This is a genomic window from Nostoc sp. C96, assembly GCF_059384975.1.
Map to the genome: position 1 here is coordinate 6,423,210 of NZ_CM182020.1, position 17,682 is coordinate 6,440,891.

13 protein-coding genes are annotated in these 17,682 nt (G+C 41.8%); 5 read left to right on the forward strand and 8 right to left on the reverse strand.

The window, feature by feature from the left end; genetic code table 11:
* Positions 1-4 precede the first annotated feature (4 nt).
* Together prmA and serA are read right to left on the reverse strand one after the other, a co-directional pair.
* The gene (gene prmA / locus AC504W_RS27395) at positions 5-919 is read right to left on the reverse strand and encodes a 50S ribosomal protein L11 methyltransferase (protein ID WP_096581745.1); all 915 of its coding nucleotides are present in this window, start codon (positions 917-919) and stop codon (positions 5-7) included.
* Between the two features lie 74 nt (positions 920-993).
* Positions 994-2,574 (reverse strand): phosphoglycerate dehydrogenase, encoded by a 1,581-nt coding sequence (gene serA, locus AC504W_RS27400; RefSeq protein ID WP_494875412.1) that lies wholly within the window; start codon positions 2,572-2,574, stop codon positions 994-996.
* A gap of 546 nt (positions 2,575-3,120) precedes the next feature.
* Between serA and AC504W_RS27405 the strand changes: the two genes are divergently transcribed.
* The 4 genes from AC504W_RS27405 to AC504W_RS27420 all read left to right on the forward strand — a co-directional run bounded on the left by AC504W_RS27405 (position 3,121) and on the right by AC504W_RS27420 (position 7,327).
* Entirely contained in the window at positions 3,121-3,819 is a 699-nt protein-coding gene (locus AC504W_RS27405) for a Uma2 family endonuclease (RefSeq protein WP_494875413.1), read from the forward strand.
* A gap of 44 nt (positions 3,820-3,863) precedes the next feature.
* Positions 3,864-4,490 carry a type I restriction endonuclease gene (locus AC504W_RS27410; protein WP_494875414.1) on the forward strand — a complete coding sequence of 209 codons (627 nt, stop codon included), beginning with the start codon at positions 3,864-3,866 and terminating at the stop codon, positions 4,488-4,490.
* 2 nt (positions 4,491-4,492) lie between these two features.
* A complete protein-coding gene (locus AC504W_RS27415; RefSeq protein WP_494875415.1) occupies positions 4,493-5,659 on the forward strand; it encodes an IscS subfamily cysteine desulfurase in 1,167 nt (388 codons plus the stop codon).
* 228 nt (positions 5,660-5,887) lie between these two features.
* Positions 5,888-7,327 carry an RtcB family protein gene (locus AC504W_RS27420; RefSeq protein WP_494875416.1) on the forward strand — a complete coding sequence of 480 codons (1,440 nt, stop codon included), beginning with the start codon at positions 5,888-5,890 and terminating at the stop codon, positions 7,325-7,327.
* 37 nt (positions 7,328-7,364) lie between these two features.
* Here the strand turns inward: AC504W_RS27420 and AC504W_RS27425 are convergent, their stop codons facing one another.
* On the reverse strand, positions 7,365-8,111 hold the full coding sequence (locus AC504W_RS27425) for a Uma2 family endonuclease (RefSeq protein ID WP_494875417.1): 747 nt from the start codon (positions 8,109-8,111) through the stop codon (positions 7,365-7,367).
* A gap of 119 nt (positions 8,112-8,230) precedes the next feature.
* Positions 8,231-10,525 carry a 1,4-alpha-glucan branching enzyme gene (gene glgB, locus AC504W_RS27430; RefSeq protein ID WP_494875419.1) on the reverse strand — a complete coding sequence of 765 codons (2,295 nt, stop codon included), beginning with the start codon at positions 10,523-10,525 and terminating at the stop codon, positions 8,231-8,233.
* 359 nt (positions 10,526-10,884) lie between these two features.
* Here glgB and AC504W_RS27435 point away from each other — a divergent pair, with 359 nt between their 5' ends.
* The gene (locus AC504W_RS27435) at positions 10,885-13,074 is read left to right on the forward strand and encodes a S8 family serine peptidase (RefSeq protein WP_494875420.1); all 2,190 of its coding nucleotides are present in this window, start codon (positions 10,885-10,887) and stop codon (positions 13,072-13,074) included.
* A gap of 141 nt (positions 13,075-13,215) precedes the next feature.
* Here the strand turns inward: AC504W_RS27435 and AC504W_RS27440 are convergent, their stop codons facing one another.
* The 4 genes from AC504W_RS27440 to AC504W_RS27455 all read right to left on the reverse strand — a co-directional run bounded on the left by AC504W_RS27440 (position 13,216) and on the right by AC504W_RS27455 (position 17,312).
* A complete protein-coding gene (locus AC504W_RS27440) occupies positions 13,216-15,444 on the reverse strand; it encodes an nSTAND1 domain-containing NTPase (RefSeq protein WP_494875421.1) in 2,229 nt (742 codons plus the stop codon).
* A gap of 28 nt (positions 15,445-15,472) precedes the next feature.
* The gene (locus AC504W_RS27445) at positions 15,473-15,922 is read right to left on the reverse strand and encodes a Het-E N-terminal domain-containing protein (protein ID WP_494875422.1); all 450 of its coding nucleotides are present in this window, start codon (positions 15,920-15,922) and stop codon (positions 15,473-15,475) included.
* Between the two features lie 215 nt (positions 15,923-16,137).
* Positions 16,138-16,470 (reverse strand): hypothetical protein, encoded by a 333-nt coding sequence (locus tag AC504W_RS27450; protein ID WP_494875423.1) that lies wholly within the window; start codon positions 16,468-16,470, stop codon positions 16,138-16,140.
* Positions 16,471-17,093: 623 nt separating this feature from the next.
* Complete coding sequence (locus AC504W_RS27455; RefSeq protein ID WP_096581765.1) at positions 17,094-17,312, reverse strand: hypothetical protein; 219 nt, start codon at positions 17,310-17,312, stop codon at positions 17,094-17,096.
* Positions 17,313-17,682: the final 370 nt, after the last annotated feature.

The window sequence follows — 17,682 nt, forward strand, 5'->3', positions numbered from 1 at the left end:
TAAATCAAGAACGCCGCACATTTAAACAGCACCATTCTTTCTTTTTCCACAAAGCTGCAACAACCCAACCATGTTTTTCTAATACATCTGCAACAGATTTTGATTGCTCTAATAAAATGCCGCTAAAGATAGCCCAAGTGCTAGGTTTGGCGATCGCAGTTATTTCGGGAACCAACTGAATAATTACGTCAGCTAAGATATTACAGACGATGCCATCTACTGGTTTCTCGATGATTTTGCTCAAAACGTCTACACTACCTTCGGCGGGAATCAGGCGTTCCAGGCTCACGTTATTGAGAGCGCAGTTGCTAAAAGTTGATTGCACCGCTAGGGGATCATTATCAACAGCATAGACTTTTTCGGCACCTAGCAAAATTGCACCGATGGATAAAATACCAGAACCGCAACCTATATCTGCAATTATCACTGGTTCTCTTTCTTGATTCCCCACAAACGATTGGGGAACCTCACTCAAGCGCATTTCTAGGGCTTCTAAACAAAGTTGAGTTGTGGCATGATTCCCCGTACCAAAAGCCACACCGGGATCAAGGAGAATAACTAATCTGTCTGTTTCTGGCATTGGTAGCCATGCAGGGTTGATCAAAAAGCGATCGCCAATTTCCTGGGGTTGCCAATATTGCTTCCAGCTACTCGCCCAATCTTCTTCATCTATTAATTGCCAATGCAAGCTAGGCGCAGACATTCCTACACACAAAGCATCTTGGCGCAACCGCAACGCTAATGCGGCTAAATCTAATAACTGCGCTTGAAATTGCGGTAAGTAAGCTTTGACTAACGAAGAATTTCCTTTGCGTTCACTTGCTGTCCCCCGACTACCAAAATCTTCCAGTCGCCAAAAGATAGAATCTTCTAGCTCTGGTTCACATAAAATTTGCAGTTCCCACCAAGTGTTTGCCATAAAAAAGTTAAAAATTTAAAGGCAAAAGGCAAAAGAAAGAGAGTTCTTTTTACTTTTGCCCTTTTACTTTTGCCTTATAAAGTTACTGTATACGCGTCTCGAATTCCCTGTACTTTGGTGATTTCAGCCAAAATGCCATCGGGTAAGGGGTCATCAATACTCAAAGCCATTACCGCATCACCTCGGACGATTTTCCGTCCTACCTGCATACTAGCAATGTTGACGTTAAAACTACCGAGGAGAGAGCCGAGTTTACCAATAATCCCTGGCATATCACGGTGTAAGGTAAACACCATGTGCTTACTGGGTGGAACGTTAATTGGGAAGCCATCAACGTCTGTTAAGTGAATTTCTTTTTCACCTAACAAAGCACCTGTAACTGAGTGAGTACCTAAAGTACCTGTGGCTTCCAGACGCAGAGAACCAGCGTAATCGCGCACAGAAGCATCTCTGGTTTCAATGACGCGAATTCCCCGTTCTTTGGCTTCGATGTTGGCGTTGACGTAGTTGACCCGTTCTCGCAGAGCTTGGTGAAGTAGACCTTTTAAGGATGCTACTACTAAGGGCTGACTCTTATTAGTTGCGAGTTCTCCTTGCAGTCTGACGGTTAGTGTTTCGACTCGACCACCAGCTAACTGACCGACTAAGTTACCCAAGGTTTCTGCCAGCTGCATGTAGGGTTTGAGTTCTTCTAAGACATCGGGGCCAAGTCCGGGAATGTTGACTGCGGAACGTGCAGGGAGTCCCAAAAGTACATCACGAATTTGTTCAGCCACATCAATTGCTACGTTGACTTGAGCTTCTGTGGTAGAGGCTCCTAGGTGGGGGGTGAGGATAGCTTCTTTACCGAGCGATCGCAAATCCGATTCACCCAGAGGTTCTGACTCGAACACATCCAAGGCTGCACCAGCAATTTTACCTTCTTTGATCGCTGCGGCTAAAGCTGCTTCATCAATAATTCCACCGCGAGCGCAGTTAATAATCCGCGCGGTGGGCTTCATTTTTGCCAGAGTTTTGGCATTGATTAAATGGGTAGTTTCTGGGGTTTTGGGAATGTGCAGTGTGATGTAGTCAGCTTGCTGCATCAGTAAATCTAAGTCTACCAACTGACAGCCAATTTGCTCGGCTCTCTCGTTAGAGATGAAGGGATCATAAGCGAGTAATTTCATCCCCATTGCTTTAGCCACAGCCGCCACATGGGAGCCAATTTTACCTAACCCGACAATACCGATAGTCTTTTTGTAAACTTCTGCACCTACAAAAGTTTTACGATCCCATTCACCACGTTTAACAGAAGCGTTAGCATCAGGAATGTGACGAGATAAAGACAACATCATTGCCAGTGCGTGTTCTGCTGCTGCGATCGTATTCCCTTCAGGAGAATTAACTACAACAATTCCTTTGCGTGTAGCAGCAGGCACATCAACATTATCCACGCCAACACCAGCACGACCAATAATTTTTAACTGTGTGCCAGCTTCAATAATTTCTTCTGTTACCCTTGTACCAGAACGAATCATTAGCGCATCGTAATCACCAATAATTTCAATTAATTCTGCGGGTTTTAGACCAGTTTTGACATCAACAGTAGCAACTTGGGATAAGATGTCAATCCCAGCTTGGTCAATAGGATCGGAGACGAGAACCTTGGACATGATTACTTCATTTAAATCTATAGGTTTTGCTGCACAAGACTTTTTAGTTTAGTCTTTATCCGCTGCAATTCAGCAAAAATATTCGGTTACTATCAACTTAGATTGCCTAGTTTGTGCTGTTGATATTAGAGTGTCAGGTAAAACAAGAAAGCGACTGGCGCAGGCGGGGGGATCAGAATAAATATTTTGATACTTCTTAGACATCTTCTGAAAACAACGTCTATGGAGCAATCCAAAATCCAAAATTTCAAATCTAAAATCGTCTGACGCTGCCTCCTAGTCTCTGAAAATCAATGGCTGTTATTACACCCTCTGGTAAATATAAACCAATAAGAGAGCCAAAAAACTAATATATTTATTAATCGTTAAGACTTATGGATACAAGGGAGTAGGAAGTATAAAACGTTTCTCCTGTAAGCTATAACCTGTAAGCTATAACCTGTAACCTATAACCTGTTAATCCGAAATCGCTATAATTCTGGTGAGGATATTGGCGTGGATTCATCGAGTAAAGCCCAGTGTCCGTAAGTTTTGGGGAAACCAGCTATGTTAGAGTACAACTTGCCGAAGTACTTGCCCTCTGCTGAAGAACTACCAGATTCTGATGAAACTCCTGTGGATAATGAACTGCAAGAATTAATACCAGGGTTACTCAAGGCTATTCTGTTAATACTTTGGTCTGAAAGGATGGACTGGTTATTTGGCATAGATATGGGTATTTATTATGACCCTGATGAACCACCAATTGTCCCAGATGGATTTTTGAGTTTGGGTGTAGAACGGTTCTATGATGAAGAACTGCGTCCTAGTTATGTGCTTTGGGATGAAAATGTTCTGCCAATTTTGGCTTTAGAAGTAGTTTCGCAAAATTATCGTAAAGAATACACCGATAAATTAAATAAATACCAGGATTTAGGTGTACTTTATTATGTGATTTATTCTCCTCGTCGTCGCCGCAAACCTCGTTTAGAAGTACATAAATTAGTTAATGGTAAGTATCAATTACAACCAGGAAATCTTGTTTGGTTAGCAGAAATTGGCTTGGGAATTGGTTGTGAACGAGGAAATTACTGTGGCTTAACTAGAGAATGGCTTTATTGGTATAACGAAGCCGGGAACAGATATCCGACACCAGAAGAACAAATTAAACAAGCACAAAAACGCGCGGAATTAGCAGAACAACAAGCTCAACAACTAGCAGAAAAATTAAGAGCCTTGGGGATAGATCCAGATACTCTGGATTAAGAGTTGGTTGAGAGCATAATTAATCGAAATTCATAATATTTAATATGGTTCAAGTTGTCCAAGCTCAAAATATCGGACTTGCCTATTTAGAGGAAAGATTTAGTCTACAACTTTCAGAAGATGAAAGATTATTCACAGAATGGTTAGAGGATTTACCGGAAGTTACAAATTTAGATACACAATATTTAGATAGGGTCAAAGCTAATTTTTTAAGTTTAGTTAAGCGCCCGCCAATCTTAGAAAATGCTGTCAAAATGGTGATACTATCCCCACTATTAGATTTGGCGGGATTTTATCGTGAACCATTTGCGATCGCCACTGAAGAATCGATAGAAATTACAGTTGAAGATGCAGAAGAAATTATCAGAGGCAGAATCGATGTCTTAGTTATTCAAGAAGAATTTTGGCTGTTGGTAATTGAATCTAAAAGAACCAGTTTATCTCTTTTAGAAGCAATTCCCCAGGCGTTAGTTTATATGCTGGCTAGTCCCAATATAGATAAGCCTGTGTATGGATTTGTGACTAATGGAGAAGATTTTCAATTTATCAAGCTAATCAAGCAAGATAACCCCCAATATGCTTTGTCTGATAAATTTACTTTATCCAGACGAGAAAATGAATTATATAAAGTTTTGCAAATTTTAAGAAAATTAAGTCAAGTTTTAAGTTGATTATGTCTAATCGTCCGATTTATCTTGATTGCCATGCTACGACACCAGTAGATGAAAGAGTATTAGCAGCAATGTTGCCGTATTTCACCGAAAAATTTGGCAACCCTGCGAGTATTAATCATGTTTATGGTTGGGAAGCCGAAGCGGCTGTAAAAAAAACGCGAGAAATATTAGCAGCAGCAATTAACGCCACACCCGAAGAAATTGTCTTTACCAGCGGTGCAACAGAAGCGAATAATTTAGCCGTTAAAGGTATAGCAGAAGCTTACTTTCAAAAAGGTCAGCATATTATTACTGTCGCTACAGAACATAAAGCAGTTTTAGACCCTTGCGAGTATCTCAAAAGTCTGGGTTTTGAAATTACAATTTTGCCTGTTCAAAAAGATGGACTGATTGATTTAAATGAATTAGAAACAGCCTGTCGTCCAGAAACAATTTTGGTATCTGTGATGACGGCGAATAACGAAATTGGCGTATTGCAGCCTTTAGCAGACATTGGCAAAATTTGCCGCGATCGCAATATTATTTTCCATACAGATGCTGCCCAAGCTATTGGTAAAATTCCCTTAGATGTGCAGGCAATGAACATTGATTTAATGTCGCTGACTGCTCATAAAGTATACGGGCCAAAGGGTATCGGTGCATTGTATGTCCGCAGGCGCAACCCCAGAGTGCAACTTGCACCCCAACAACATGGCGGTGGACATGAACGGGGAATGCGTTCGGGAACTTTGTACACACCGCAAATTGTTGGTTTTGGCAAAGCTGTAGAAATTGCTTTAGCAGAACAAGCAACAGAAACTGCACGCCTGACGCAATTAAGAGAAAGTTTGTGGTTACAACTGTCGCAGTTAGAAGGAATTCACCTCAACGGACATCCCACCCAGCGGTTAGCGGGAAACTTGAATATCAGCGTGGCGGGAGTTGATGGTGCTGCACTTTCTCTGGGACTGCAACCTGTAATGGCGGTGTCTTCCGGTTCGGCTTGTTCATCCGCAGTTACCGCACCTTCTTATGTTCTTACAGCCTTGGGGAATTCTGAGCAACTAGCTTATGCTTCTGTGCGGTTTGGCATTGGCAGATTTAACACTGCCGAGGAAATTGATATAGTAGCCAAATGTGCGATCGCTACCATTCAAAGTTTACGTAAGCAAAAAACCTTGGTGTAATGAGATCACCCAATCTAAAGCACTTACTCAGACTTTACATCATCTACTTGCCAGACCCTAAAAGCCTATGTTATTAAAAAAAGAGGCACAATACTCAAAATTAACCCGTTGTTTTCCCCACAGTTCTGGGAAAATAACCCATAAAAATACTTGAGACGCGGCTGCTGAACCCATGTCTCTGCAATCAATTTAAAACGAGGGTCTTTTTTTAGACTCTTATGGAGTTTCATGCAGCCCAAAAATCTTCAACGTCTCCTGCGTGCCTTAGCACGACAAGGGTTAGATGTCAATTATCTCAATGGTGTTTATTCTGTCCGTTTAACTAATTCTCCCGATGCACCAGCGGCAGAAGTGTTGCTACCAGAAGGCTTTCCCGTCGAAGCTAAGGCACTTAAGCAACTAGCTAATTTAGCAAATGTGCGCCACCCTAATGGCGGATGTGTCTGTCGTGCCTGTGCTACACCTGATTTTCACCCTGGTGATGCAGGTGTAGCCATTGGTTCTGTAGTCGAAACTGTTGGTCAAGTTATCCCCGCTGCTGTCGGTTCTGACATTAACTGTGGAATGCGGCTGCACGTTGCCGATTTAACCATTGATGAATTTCTCTCCCAGCGGGACTCATTCGTAGAACGGATGAAGGGGGATTATTTCTTTGGTACAAGGGATGTCACTATGACGGCACACACGATGAAAGCCTTGTTTCAGGATGGTGTTCTTGGTTGGTTGGATGCCATGTTGAATCAGGCGACAGGTAGTTTCGTCAAGTCAGACTTGGAGCAAATTTCCCAGGAAAGCGATCGCATTTTTTTAGATGGTGCAATGGATGGTGAGTGGAATTTAGCACCAGAAGAATTAGTTCCCGATACTGGACTAGTAAGGGATGGAGGACTCGCAACCATTGGTTCTGGCAACCATTTTGTCGAAGTGCAGCAAGTTGAGCGAATCGAAAATCGCGCTCTGGCTTATGCTTGGGGAATCAGAGAGGGACAATTAGCCTTTATGATTCACTCTGGTTCGCGCAATGTGGGTAAGTACATTGGCGGAATGTGGCGAGACCGGACTAAAGCAACTTGGCCGAAAAGTCTGAAGTATCCAGAATCTCAGATTTTTCCTTTGTCTGTGCATTCCCACCCGGAACTAGTTGCTAGTTATCTCAAAGCCGAGGGGACTGCTGCTAATTACGGCTTTATCAATCGCCTGTTATTAGCAGAACTGCTACGTCTGCGGTTGCGAGAAGTCTATGGTGATGTGGAAGCACCGTTAATTTACGACTTACCCCACAACATTACCTTACCCGAAGGTCAAGGATGGGTAACGCGCAAAGGTGCTTGTCCCGCTTATCCAGGACAACCCGTAATTATTCCTGGTTCAATGGGCGCTTACTCTTATCTGATGGTAGGAAAAGGCAATCCAGCTTTTTGTAATTCAGCCTCGCATGGTGTTGGGAGACTACGCAGCCGATTTGACCTGAGTCGCCAAGGTGCATCTCAAACCGAGTCAGAACTGGGATTAACTGGTGTAGACTGCATTACCTTGCGTGAAGAACGCCGAATAGAAGAAGCACCCGCAGCCTATAAGCCAATTCAGTCAGTGATTGATGTGCAGGTAGAGGAGGGAATGGTAGATGTCGTAGCAAGATTGAGTCCAGTGTTGACTTTTAAAGCATAAGTGCGTAGGTATAGCCCGCCACAGGCACAGCAAAGTTCTATGTTTCTAGTTCAGATACACTCAAACCTGTTAACCTAGCTACTTGTTCTACTGTCATCCCAGTTTCCAGTAAGTTACGCGCAGTTTGGAGTAACTGGGATTCTGCTTTCTCTGCGCGTTGGCGTTCTTTTTCTTCAGGAGTTGGTAATAATTCTCCGCCCAAACTTGCCCAGCGCAACCAAGTAGCATCAATACCTTTATAATTTCCTTGCCACAATTGCAATGCTAAACCTAAAGATTGACTCACCAATTGGTTTTGAGGATTGATTGTAATGGGTTGATAAACACCTTTTTCGTTAGAGAAACCAGCCAAATCATCAGGATTAAAAGGGTCATACCAGAAATATTCTGGGACACGCATTTGATTTTGATAAATCAGTTTTTTCTCATTTTTGTCTGCTGGCGCTGTGCTGTCAGACAGTAACTCAATAACTACATCCGGTGCTTTACCTTCTTCCCAAACTACCCAACTGCGACGTTCACCTTGCGGAACTCCTAACACAGCAAAAAAGTCTGGCCCTTTAAAATCTTTGTTTCGCACCTGTGCCAGACTGTAATAAACAAACATATTTCCGCCAACAAACCCATCCTCTCTTTGTTCCAACCAAGGAATTAACGCATCTATGAGCAAATCCATCTGAGCTTTATGTCGGGCGCTTTCCATTGGTACACCGTCATCATAGGAAAGTTCTGCTTGAGTGGGTGGAAGTTGAATATCTGGTGTAGCTAGGGTGATATCTGACATAGCTTTTCACCGATGAGTAATTGTTGCGGGTATTTTTATATTAATTGATGGTCAAAATTTTTCGATCGCGATCGCACTTTCCCAAATCAAAAAGGGTGGGACTCTCCCCACCCCCACAATTAATAACCTAAAGCCTCAGCCGTTTTCTCTTTATCCAATTTGAACATCAGCACACCCAAAGGTGGTAGACACAAATCTAGAGAATAAGGACGATTGTGCATTGACCAATCATCTGTCCACTTACCACCTAAGTTGCCCATATTACTACCACCATACTGACGAGCATCACTATTAAACAACTCGGTATAAAATCCTTTTTCTGGGACACCGATGCGGTAATGCGAATGAGGTTGGGGTGTAAAGTTACAAATCACCACGATAAAATTGTCAGAATCTTTGTCGCGGCGGATGAAGGAAACCACGCTGTGACGGTTGTCGCTACAATCAATCCAGTCAAACCCTTCTCTGGCAAAATCTTGGGTGTATAAAGATGGTTCAGAACGGTAGAGTTGGTTGAGTTCTTTAAAGAATTGCTTTAATTGTTGATGTGGCTCAAATTGTAGCAATTGCCATTCCAAATCAGCCCAGACATTCCACTCACTCCATTGTCCAAATTCCATGCTCATAAACATGGTTTTCTTACCTGGGTGAGCAAACATATAGGTAAATAAACAACGCACATTGGCCATTTTCTGCCATCTATCACCAGGCATTTTACCAATCATATTGCTCTTACCATGCACCACTTCATCGTGGGACAAGGCCAACATGAAGTTCTCGCTGTGGTTATACCACATACTAAAGGTGATGTTATTTTGGTGGAATTGGCGGAACCAAGGATCCATGCTGAAGTAATCCAGCATATCGTGCATCCAACCCATATTCCATTTCAAGTTAAAACCTAGACCGCCTGTGTAGGTTGGCCAAGAAACCATCGGCCAAGACGTTGATTCTTCCGCAATGGAAAGCACGCCTGGGAAGTAACTAAAAATTAGGTGATTTACTTGACGTAAAAAATCCGCCGCTTCTAAGTTTTCTCGACCACCGTATTGGTTAGTTACCCATTCACCTTCTTTACGGCAATAGTCAAGATATAGCATGGAAGCCACAGCATCCACACGAATACCATCTATGTGATATCTATCGAACCAAAACAGGGCATTTGCGGCTAAGAAATTCCTGACTTCGTTGCGATTGTAATTGAAAACCAGAGTTCCCCACTCTTTATGTTCACCTTTGCGGGGGTCTGCGTGTTCATATAAGTGAGTACCATCAAAGAAAGCTAAACCATGTCCATCTTTGGGGAAGTGTCCAGGAACCCAATCAACAATTACTCCTATCCCATGTTGATGACACTGGTCAACAAAATACATAAAATCTTCCGCACTACCAAACCGGGAAGTAGGTGCATAATAACCAGTAACTTGATAACCCCAAGATCCATCAAAAGGATGTTCGGCAATGGGTAATAGTTCGACATGGGTATATCCCAAATCCTTAACGTAGGGGATAAGTCGGTCTGCTAATTCTCGATAAGTTAAAAATCGCGCACCTGGCTTGAGTTCCGAAACAATAACGACAGGCTCAGTTTCCCCGTTTGGCAGTGTAGGTGGTTCAGCACTAGAAGCGTGTAACCAAGAACCTAAGTGGAGTTCGTAAACAGAGACAGGTTGGGTTAAGGGATCGGCGTGACGACGCTTTTCTATCCAGTCTTCGTCATTCCATTGATATGAACTTAAATCAGTAACGATGGATGCTGTTTTTGGGCGGGGTTCTTGCTGAAAAGCAAAAGGATCAGATTTTTCGTAAATGTGTCCTTCAAAATTTTTAATTTCATATTTGTAATGTGCCCCTACCCCGATTTCGGGAATGAATAATTCCCAAACCCCGGTGGAGCCTTTACGCATTTGATGTTTGCGTCCATCCCACAGGTTGAAATCTCCCAGTACAGAAACGTTCCGGGCGTTAGGGGCCCAAACCGCAAAATAAACACCTTTCACACCGTCAATTTCGGTGGAATGCGCTCCTAGTTTTTCATAAATTCTATGATGGTTGCCTTCCGCAAATAAATGCAGGTCAAATTCGGTGAGGCGCGGAGAATGGAAAGCGTAGGGATCATAAGTAACTCGCTCATGTTCTCCTTCTTGAATTCGTAACTGGTAGTTGGCGAGTTCTGGGGTTTCAATCGTACATTCAAAAAAATGGGGATGATGTACGGGTTGCATTGGGTATTCTTGGCGTTCTTCGGGAACGATTACCCAGGCTGCACTTGCGTTTGGTAAGTAGGCGCGTACAGCCCATACTTTTTTACCATTTTGTTCTATGGCATGAGAACCGAGTATTTCAAACGGATCGTGATGTTGATTCCAAACAATGCGGTTAACCTGTTCCTGAGCGATCGTGGCTATGGACATGAAGCTACCTGTGTTGAATAAAGTGATTAACTAAAGCGACTTTTTTAATATCTATATATATTCTTTACATTTATTTGCAATTTATCGCCACCGTTATAGTACATCAGATAGGCACAAGGGGGATAAGGGGTGATCACGTTCAGTCTCAGAAAATATCTGTTGAGCTAGGGAAAGATAAAAGGTAGAGATTTTGACATTGGGTACTTAAAACTAGGGTTTTCAGTTACAAGCTAGGAAAAGTACCAGAAATGATGATTATTTACGTAAATTAATAGTTATAACGCTGTATTGTCTCTCAAACTTTTGGAAAATATCTGTAAGATATTGATTACACCGCTACTTACGAGTAGGTGTATGTAATGAGCAAGGAACAGCAGGTACAACTACCGTCAAAAATCTACGCTGAAGCGATTGTTCGTTCAGTCAGTGGGGAATCGTTGTTAAATTCTTCAAGCCGCGTCACTAGTGAGAATGTGGCTCAATTTTATGCGGAACCAAACCGACTCAATGCAGCAGTGCAACGCTTACAGGCAGCAGGCTTTGAGATTTTAGATGTGGGAAAAACATCAATCAGTATAGCTGCCGATGCTGAGGTTTATGAGCGATCGCTTCAGACAACTCTAGAGACAGTGGAAGTTCCGGTGATCAAGGAGATAGTTGGAGAAACAACAGCTACATTTATCAATGCGATCGATGATAAGCCCTTTGGTGAAATTGATACATCACAAACCAGTTGGGATCATCTATTAGACGGAATTGCCATCAATGAACCAGTTTTTTACTTTCGACCCCCGACTCCTGCGGAGTCTCCACCAGAAACAACTACAAAATATTTGCGTGTACCAGAAGACATAGCTCAAGGATTAAATGCCAGTGTAGCTCATCAACAAGGCATCACAGGTAGAGGTGTCAAGGTGGTCATGCTTGATACCGGGTGGTATCGTCATCCATTTTTTAACAGGTATAACTACCAAGTCAATGTTGTTCTTGCGCCTGGTGCATCGGCTCCTTTGGCAGATGAGAATGGTCATGGCACTGGAGAATCTGCCAATCTGCTGGCGGTGGCTCCTGATGTTGAGTTAACGATGGTTAAAGCTGATGTTTTCACAGCCCCAGGCAAAGTAAAGAACGTCAACGCTGTTGCTGCTTTTAAGAAAGCTGTTGCCCTACGACCAGATATTATTACTTGCAGTTGGGGCTGTGATCTGAGCGATCGCAAATTTTCTCCGTTTAATCAAGCCTTAGCTGTAGCCATTGCTGATGCCGTGCGTCGCGGAATTATCGTCATTTTCGCGGCGGGGAATGGTCAATGGAGCTTTCCATCTCAGCACCCAGATGTGATTGCAGCAGGAGGTGTTTATCTGCATCTAGATGGACTGTTGCAAGGCAAGTTAGAAGCAAGCAATTACGCCAGCAGTTTTATCAGTCCGATTTATCCAGGGCGCAGGGTTCCCGATGTATGTGGGTTGGTTGGGCAGCGTCCCTATGGAGCCTATATTATGTTGCCTGTTCCTCCTGGAAGCGAGAAAGATCAGGTACGTTCTTTATTTGATGATGGTACTAAATCTAGTGATGGCTGGGCTGCATTTAGCGGGACTTCAGCCGCAGCACCGCAGTTAGCTGGTGTTTGCGCCTTGATGAAACAGCTTGATTCAGGATTATCTCCAGCAAAAGTCAAAGAAATTTTACAGCAAACAGCCCGCGATGTTGTGGAAGGTTATGGTCATCCAAGAACAGGAGGGTATCGGGCGCGTGCAGGCCCAGACTTAGCCACAGGTTATGGATTAGCTGATGCTGATGCTGCGATAGAAGCAGTGAAAAATACAGTTTTAAAAATGAGCTTGTATGACGCTGAATTACCGTTGATCAATTCTCAGAATTCAGAAATAGAAAACTGGCAAAATATTCCCACAATCACAAGGAGCAGAACAATGTCTTCAGATTTTCCTAAACTCAAAGCAAAACTCGATGAAATATTGTGGGAAATTGAGCAGGTTCTAGAAAGGGCAATTAAAAATCGTGAGATTGAAGATGTTGAAATTAGAATTAGCGAAATAAATTTTGTGCCTCGTTCAGTAAAAGCGAAATTAACTTCTTCTCTGCGAAAATCTTTAGAAGATTGCTGGAAGACAGAAGCAAAAAACATCAGAGGTCAAGTAATAGAAGTGCAGAAAACATTGGATGTTTCTAAAATAGATGCTAAACATATTTCTGTAGCCCAAGGTTTAATTAAATTTGGTAAATATCAGGAAACAGCACTCCAAGTTTTAACTGAAGCTTTGCAGAGTAATGATGATGCTGTTAGAGATGCAGCTATCAAAGCTTTGTCAGAATGTGTTTCTGATATTAATAATTTTGATAGTGCTAATAGAAATAATTTGGAACAAGAGGTTATTTCTAATATTTATGATGACCGATATGAAGATAATTATAATGGTCAAGCCATAACATTCTATTATGATACAATAAACAAACAATATTATCGTCTAGACTGCTGTAGAGGTAAGAAATTCTCTAATAAAGAAGATTGCTTACAATGTAAGTGCTAGAAAATTACAAAATAAATTCGTTTTATTTCAAATAATGTTTAGATTTATATTGAATAAAATTAAAATACATTTTTTAATGTTAATGCTGATTGTAAAATTCATAAAATCATAATTAATAAATCAAGATAAAGTATTCTTTTATTATGGACAATCTCGATTGCGTAGACTCTGAAGATGCTTTGGTAACTTAGTTTGACAAAGTTTTGCATTTTTGATTTGCTCTTTTGTGATATTGATAGAGTCTTCAAGCTCGGCTTTAGTCATATCTGTATTGTCAAGAATAGCATGATCAAAATTAGCCTTGTTTAAATATGTCTCAGAAAGATTTGTATTCTTCAGTGTTGCTTCTTTAAAATTTACATTTTCTAGGTAAGCTTCTTGAAAATTAGCACCATCTAAGGTTGCTTTTTCCATATTGGCATCTTTCAGATTAGTGGGTTTTTTGCCTTTTTGTAACTGAGCATCTATCAGCCTAGCATTCATAAATTTAGCACCTGAAAGATTTGCTCCTTGAAACTGAGATTTGTACAGTTTTGCTCCTCTAAAATCTGCATCCTCAAGATCAGCATTCTTAAGCTTGATTTCGTTAATGGTCTCATTACAAAAATTTCCTTTTTGCAATTGATTGTTATGTGTCCACGATATATACCAAAACATTAATTGAATTTCAGAATTAGGTTCACACGTTGTACTATGGAGTATTTCTTGCGCTCTACTAATCATGCTAATATACAGAATTATCAGTGTTCCTATTAATGGAAAAGCGATAAAAAATCCAGTATTTTTCCAACGATCGCTTCTTTGTTTCCTCCAACTTGCCATCACGAAATCCTTTGCCAAACTTGAGAGTGCAGTTTCCCGATAATCTTTTTGGGCTTGCATAAACTCTCTCGCATCACGCAGTGGACGACCTTGAAGAACATATTCTTGAGATTTATCCTTATCTATCCAGTCTTCCGCAGCTTGCTCGATTTTGCGTTTCTTGCGAAGATTTTCTTGGCATTCAGTTAACCATTCTTGCAGTTGTCCCCAATTGCGAATCATCGCTTCGTGGGCGACTTCAATCATTTCACCAGACTGTTCATCTGAGAAGGTGGCTAAGAAACGCACTCCAGGCGCAGCAAAACGATTAATAATAGCCCGAACAGTTGTGGCTTCTTTTTCATCTGCGATCAGTTCTGATAAAGCAGCACGGCGACGTGTGTTTTTTGTGCCTTCCCCTATTTGTACCAATGCAAGAAAAATCCGTCGAGCGATCGCTTGCTCTTCCGCATTCAAAGATTTATACAGGCGTTGTGCTTCTTCGGCCAGTGCGCCACCTACACCACCAATATTTTCTAGGGTTTCGGCTGGGTCAACATCGTTTTGCAAGCCTTCCCAAATCCGCGTCAGGGTAAATTGTAATAAAGGTAAAGCCTCTCGCCCTTCGGTTTGTTCTACTAGGAGTTGAACAACTGCACTGTTTAACTGATATCCAGCTTGTGCTGCTGGTCTGACAATAGCAGCTTCTAAATCTTCTGGCTGCATAATTGGCACGAGAAACCCTTGCTCTGAGAAGAGTTTGTTGAGGCGTGGGTGTTGTTGGGTTTCGCCTAAAAAGTCACTCCGTAATGTCAAAATCACAGATACTCGTTTTGAAGGTTCTGCTGCTGCACACAGCAAGTTTCCGACAAGAGCATCCCGTTCTGCTTTATCTTTACAAAGTGTGTAAACTTCCTCAAACTGATCGACTAAAACAATTAAGGGAGAGACAGCAATATCAGGAAAGACATCAGCAATGCGGCGCAAGCCATCATATTCTTGATGATTGTTTTGCTGAGTAAGTTCTTGGGCAAATTCCCGCGTCTTACTCACTGGGGTGGGATCATTAGTTGTAACCCTCGCCAACATAGCGGCGAGAGACTCAAGGGGGTGGCTTCCTGGTACGAGTACCACCAACCGCGCCTGATTCCTTCCTGGTAATGGTTTAGCTCCCAATTGAGGGATTAGCCCAGCCAAGGCTAGTGAAGATTTTCCTGAACCTGATGGGCCATATATAGGTAGCACCCGCACCGCAGATTCATTGTCATGCAACTCACGAAATCTCTGCCATAGTTGCTCAATTTGCTTGTCTCTTCCGAAAAAGCGATCGCCATCCGTTTCTCGAAATGCTAATAAACCTTGATAGGGATTTGCACCAAGCTTATTTGCAGGCGGTTGGGAAGTTTCTAACTCAGTTCGGACTTGCGAAAGATAGACTGTGAGTTGACCGATGGCCATTCCACCAATCATCTGGCCTAATACTTGTCCAGAATTACTGCCAAAATCCTGCTGAATTTGATTAGTGGAGTTAGAAGGGGAAAGTACATCACTATCTGAATGATTTTCCATAGTGCGATCGCACTCAATTTATTTTTGATTAAAAATTCACTCCACCCTGAATATTGCCGTCAATTCTGCCAACTGCCTTGCTATTGGTCATTTGTCCAATGGCCTGTCCTTCATTATGGGTGACAGTTTGATTGATTTGAACTCCTGATGCTGTTGGCTGTTCTTCTTGCAAGATTTTGCCGATTTCCTCAGCCAAATTGGGATTTTCTTTCAACAAGATTTCTAGTTCTTCTTGAAAGACGGCTTGACGGGCTGAACTTTCAGGTTTGGCGGCTACTTGCTCGGCTGCTACCTTTAATTCCTCTTTGGATTCAACTTTAGTGCCTAGTTTCGACCAAACTTTCTTGGCCTTTTCCCAGATATCGGGAGCAATATTCTCTGCTGCTTTTTCTACGGTTTTTTCGGCTGCTATCCCACCTAATTTCAGCAAATAGGGTAAGCAGGGAGCTAGTAATTTAGTCAGAAATACAATATCCATCTATGCACCTCATCTAATATCCGAATCCGCAATGTTGTCAGGTTTGGCAGTCAAATTAGTTTGTTATCTATATAAGTGTTCAGCTACTCGTCAAAGTTTTATGCAGTACCATTGCCATCTTCCCTAATTGGGCGATCGCTAGTACAAGTTCATGGTGTCAGTATAATCAACAGTATTATAGTATCAAGTTTGTATCCCAGTTGGATAGTCAATAACTACAAATCTAAAAATGGGAATAACTGAAGCAAAGCATTACGTATCCGCAGCAGAAAGACTGTTTGCCGCAGATTGGTGCTTAATTTTGGTGGCGGAACTTTTTGAAGTTGTGCTTGTAGTTCTACGTATTCGGCAGCACTTACGGGTTTGCCATCAATGGGCGATCGAGCCTCTATAATAATTTCTGTGCGTAATATCTCTTCTGGAATGTCTTCCGGTGGTGGTAAGGCCATAACGGCTGATCCCCAATGGCTGATTAACCACACACCCACACTAGAGGTAATACTCAAAATTCCCAATATTAATCGCTTGGTAGATTTTACTTTTCTCATCTCATCACCCTAAAGTCAAAATCAAGCTGTAAAAGAAAAGAAATACTAATTAAATCTTGCCATTTAATTTTAATTTCTTGTCTTTTTGGCTTTACACCGATACCACGTCCGGCTAAATACTTGTCATTAAGTAGGCGTAAGCCTAATCTTCTCCTAAGGGAGACGCTGCGTGTAGCTTGCTTCCCGAAGGGTACGAGAATGCCTTACGGCGAACCTCGTACACTTTAGTAGTCGCATAGTCATGGCGATCGCGTTGTTCCACTTCGTTGCACTTGCAATCACATATTGTCAGTGATTAAACAGACTTGATATCACCCATGTTTTTGAATACTAGTCGGGATGATTGATTCAATCTTTGTTAGCAAAATAGCAAATTTAGCTTTCCCGGTTTACATACAGTGCAGAGATGAACTATAAGCTGACCTAGATCAATTTAGGGGAGCAAGCTCACGTTCAAAATTTAAATGGACACTGGTTTGTGGTGTTAACCAACATTACCAATGTCCAATAATTACTGTCTTAGCTGAACAGATGTATGAAATTTATTTGAGTTGGGTATCCACTCTCTGAGAAATACTAAAACTCAAGCACTTGTCTGAGAAACTAAAATCTTAGACAAAGAACTAAGGTCTTGTAGTAGGACTTGCTGTGGGGGAAGCAGTAGCAGTAGGAGTAGTTGTCGCAGCGGGGGAATTAGTAGGTGTAGACCCAGTATCGGAGGGTTCACCTGTAGTGGCTGGTGTAGTTGTAGCACTCGGTGTTGTGTTGTTACCACCTTCACATGCTCCTAAAACTGCCGCCAAACTTAACATTACAGCTAAACCAAAGATTTTTGTTTTCATAACTCCTCTTTCACCAAATTGTGGCAATCAAATGTTTGTGCCTTTTGACTACGATAACCTATTTATTGGTAATTGTTAAAATCCCTGTCTATGAGATATTTAAAAACACTACTTAGGGCTGATTATTGGTGCTTGAGTTACTATGCTAAAGACGGATGAGGATATCTAATTGGGAGATTAAGTGATTATCCCAAAGATGTTCAGGCGATCGCAAACAGTAATTTCTTTTTGTCTTGTATTGCCATACTGAGATGCACTACTTAAAATATCAAGTTATCCAATGGCTAATCCTTGATTGTAAATATGGGAATAGCTCAAGTCAGGCAAACATTGGTTTAGATAGAGAATTATATTTGATTGCTGAACTACT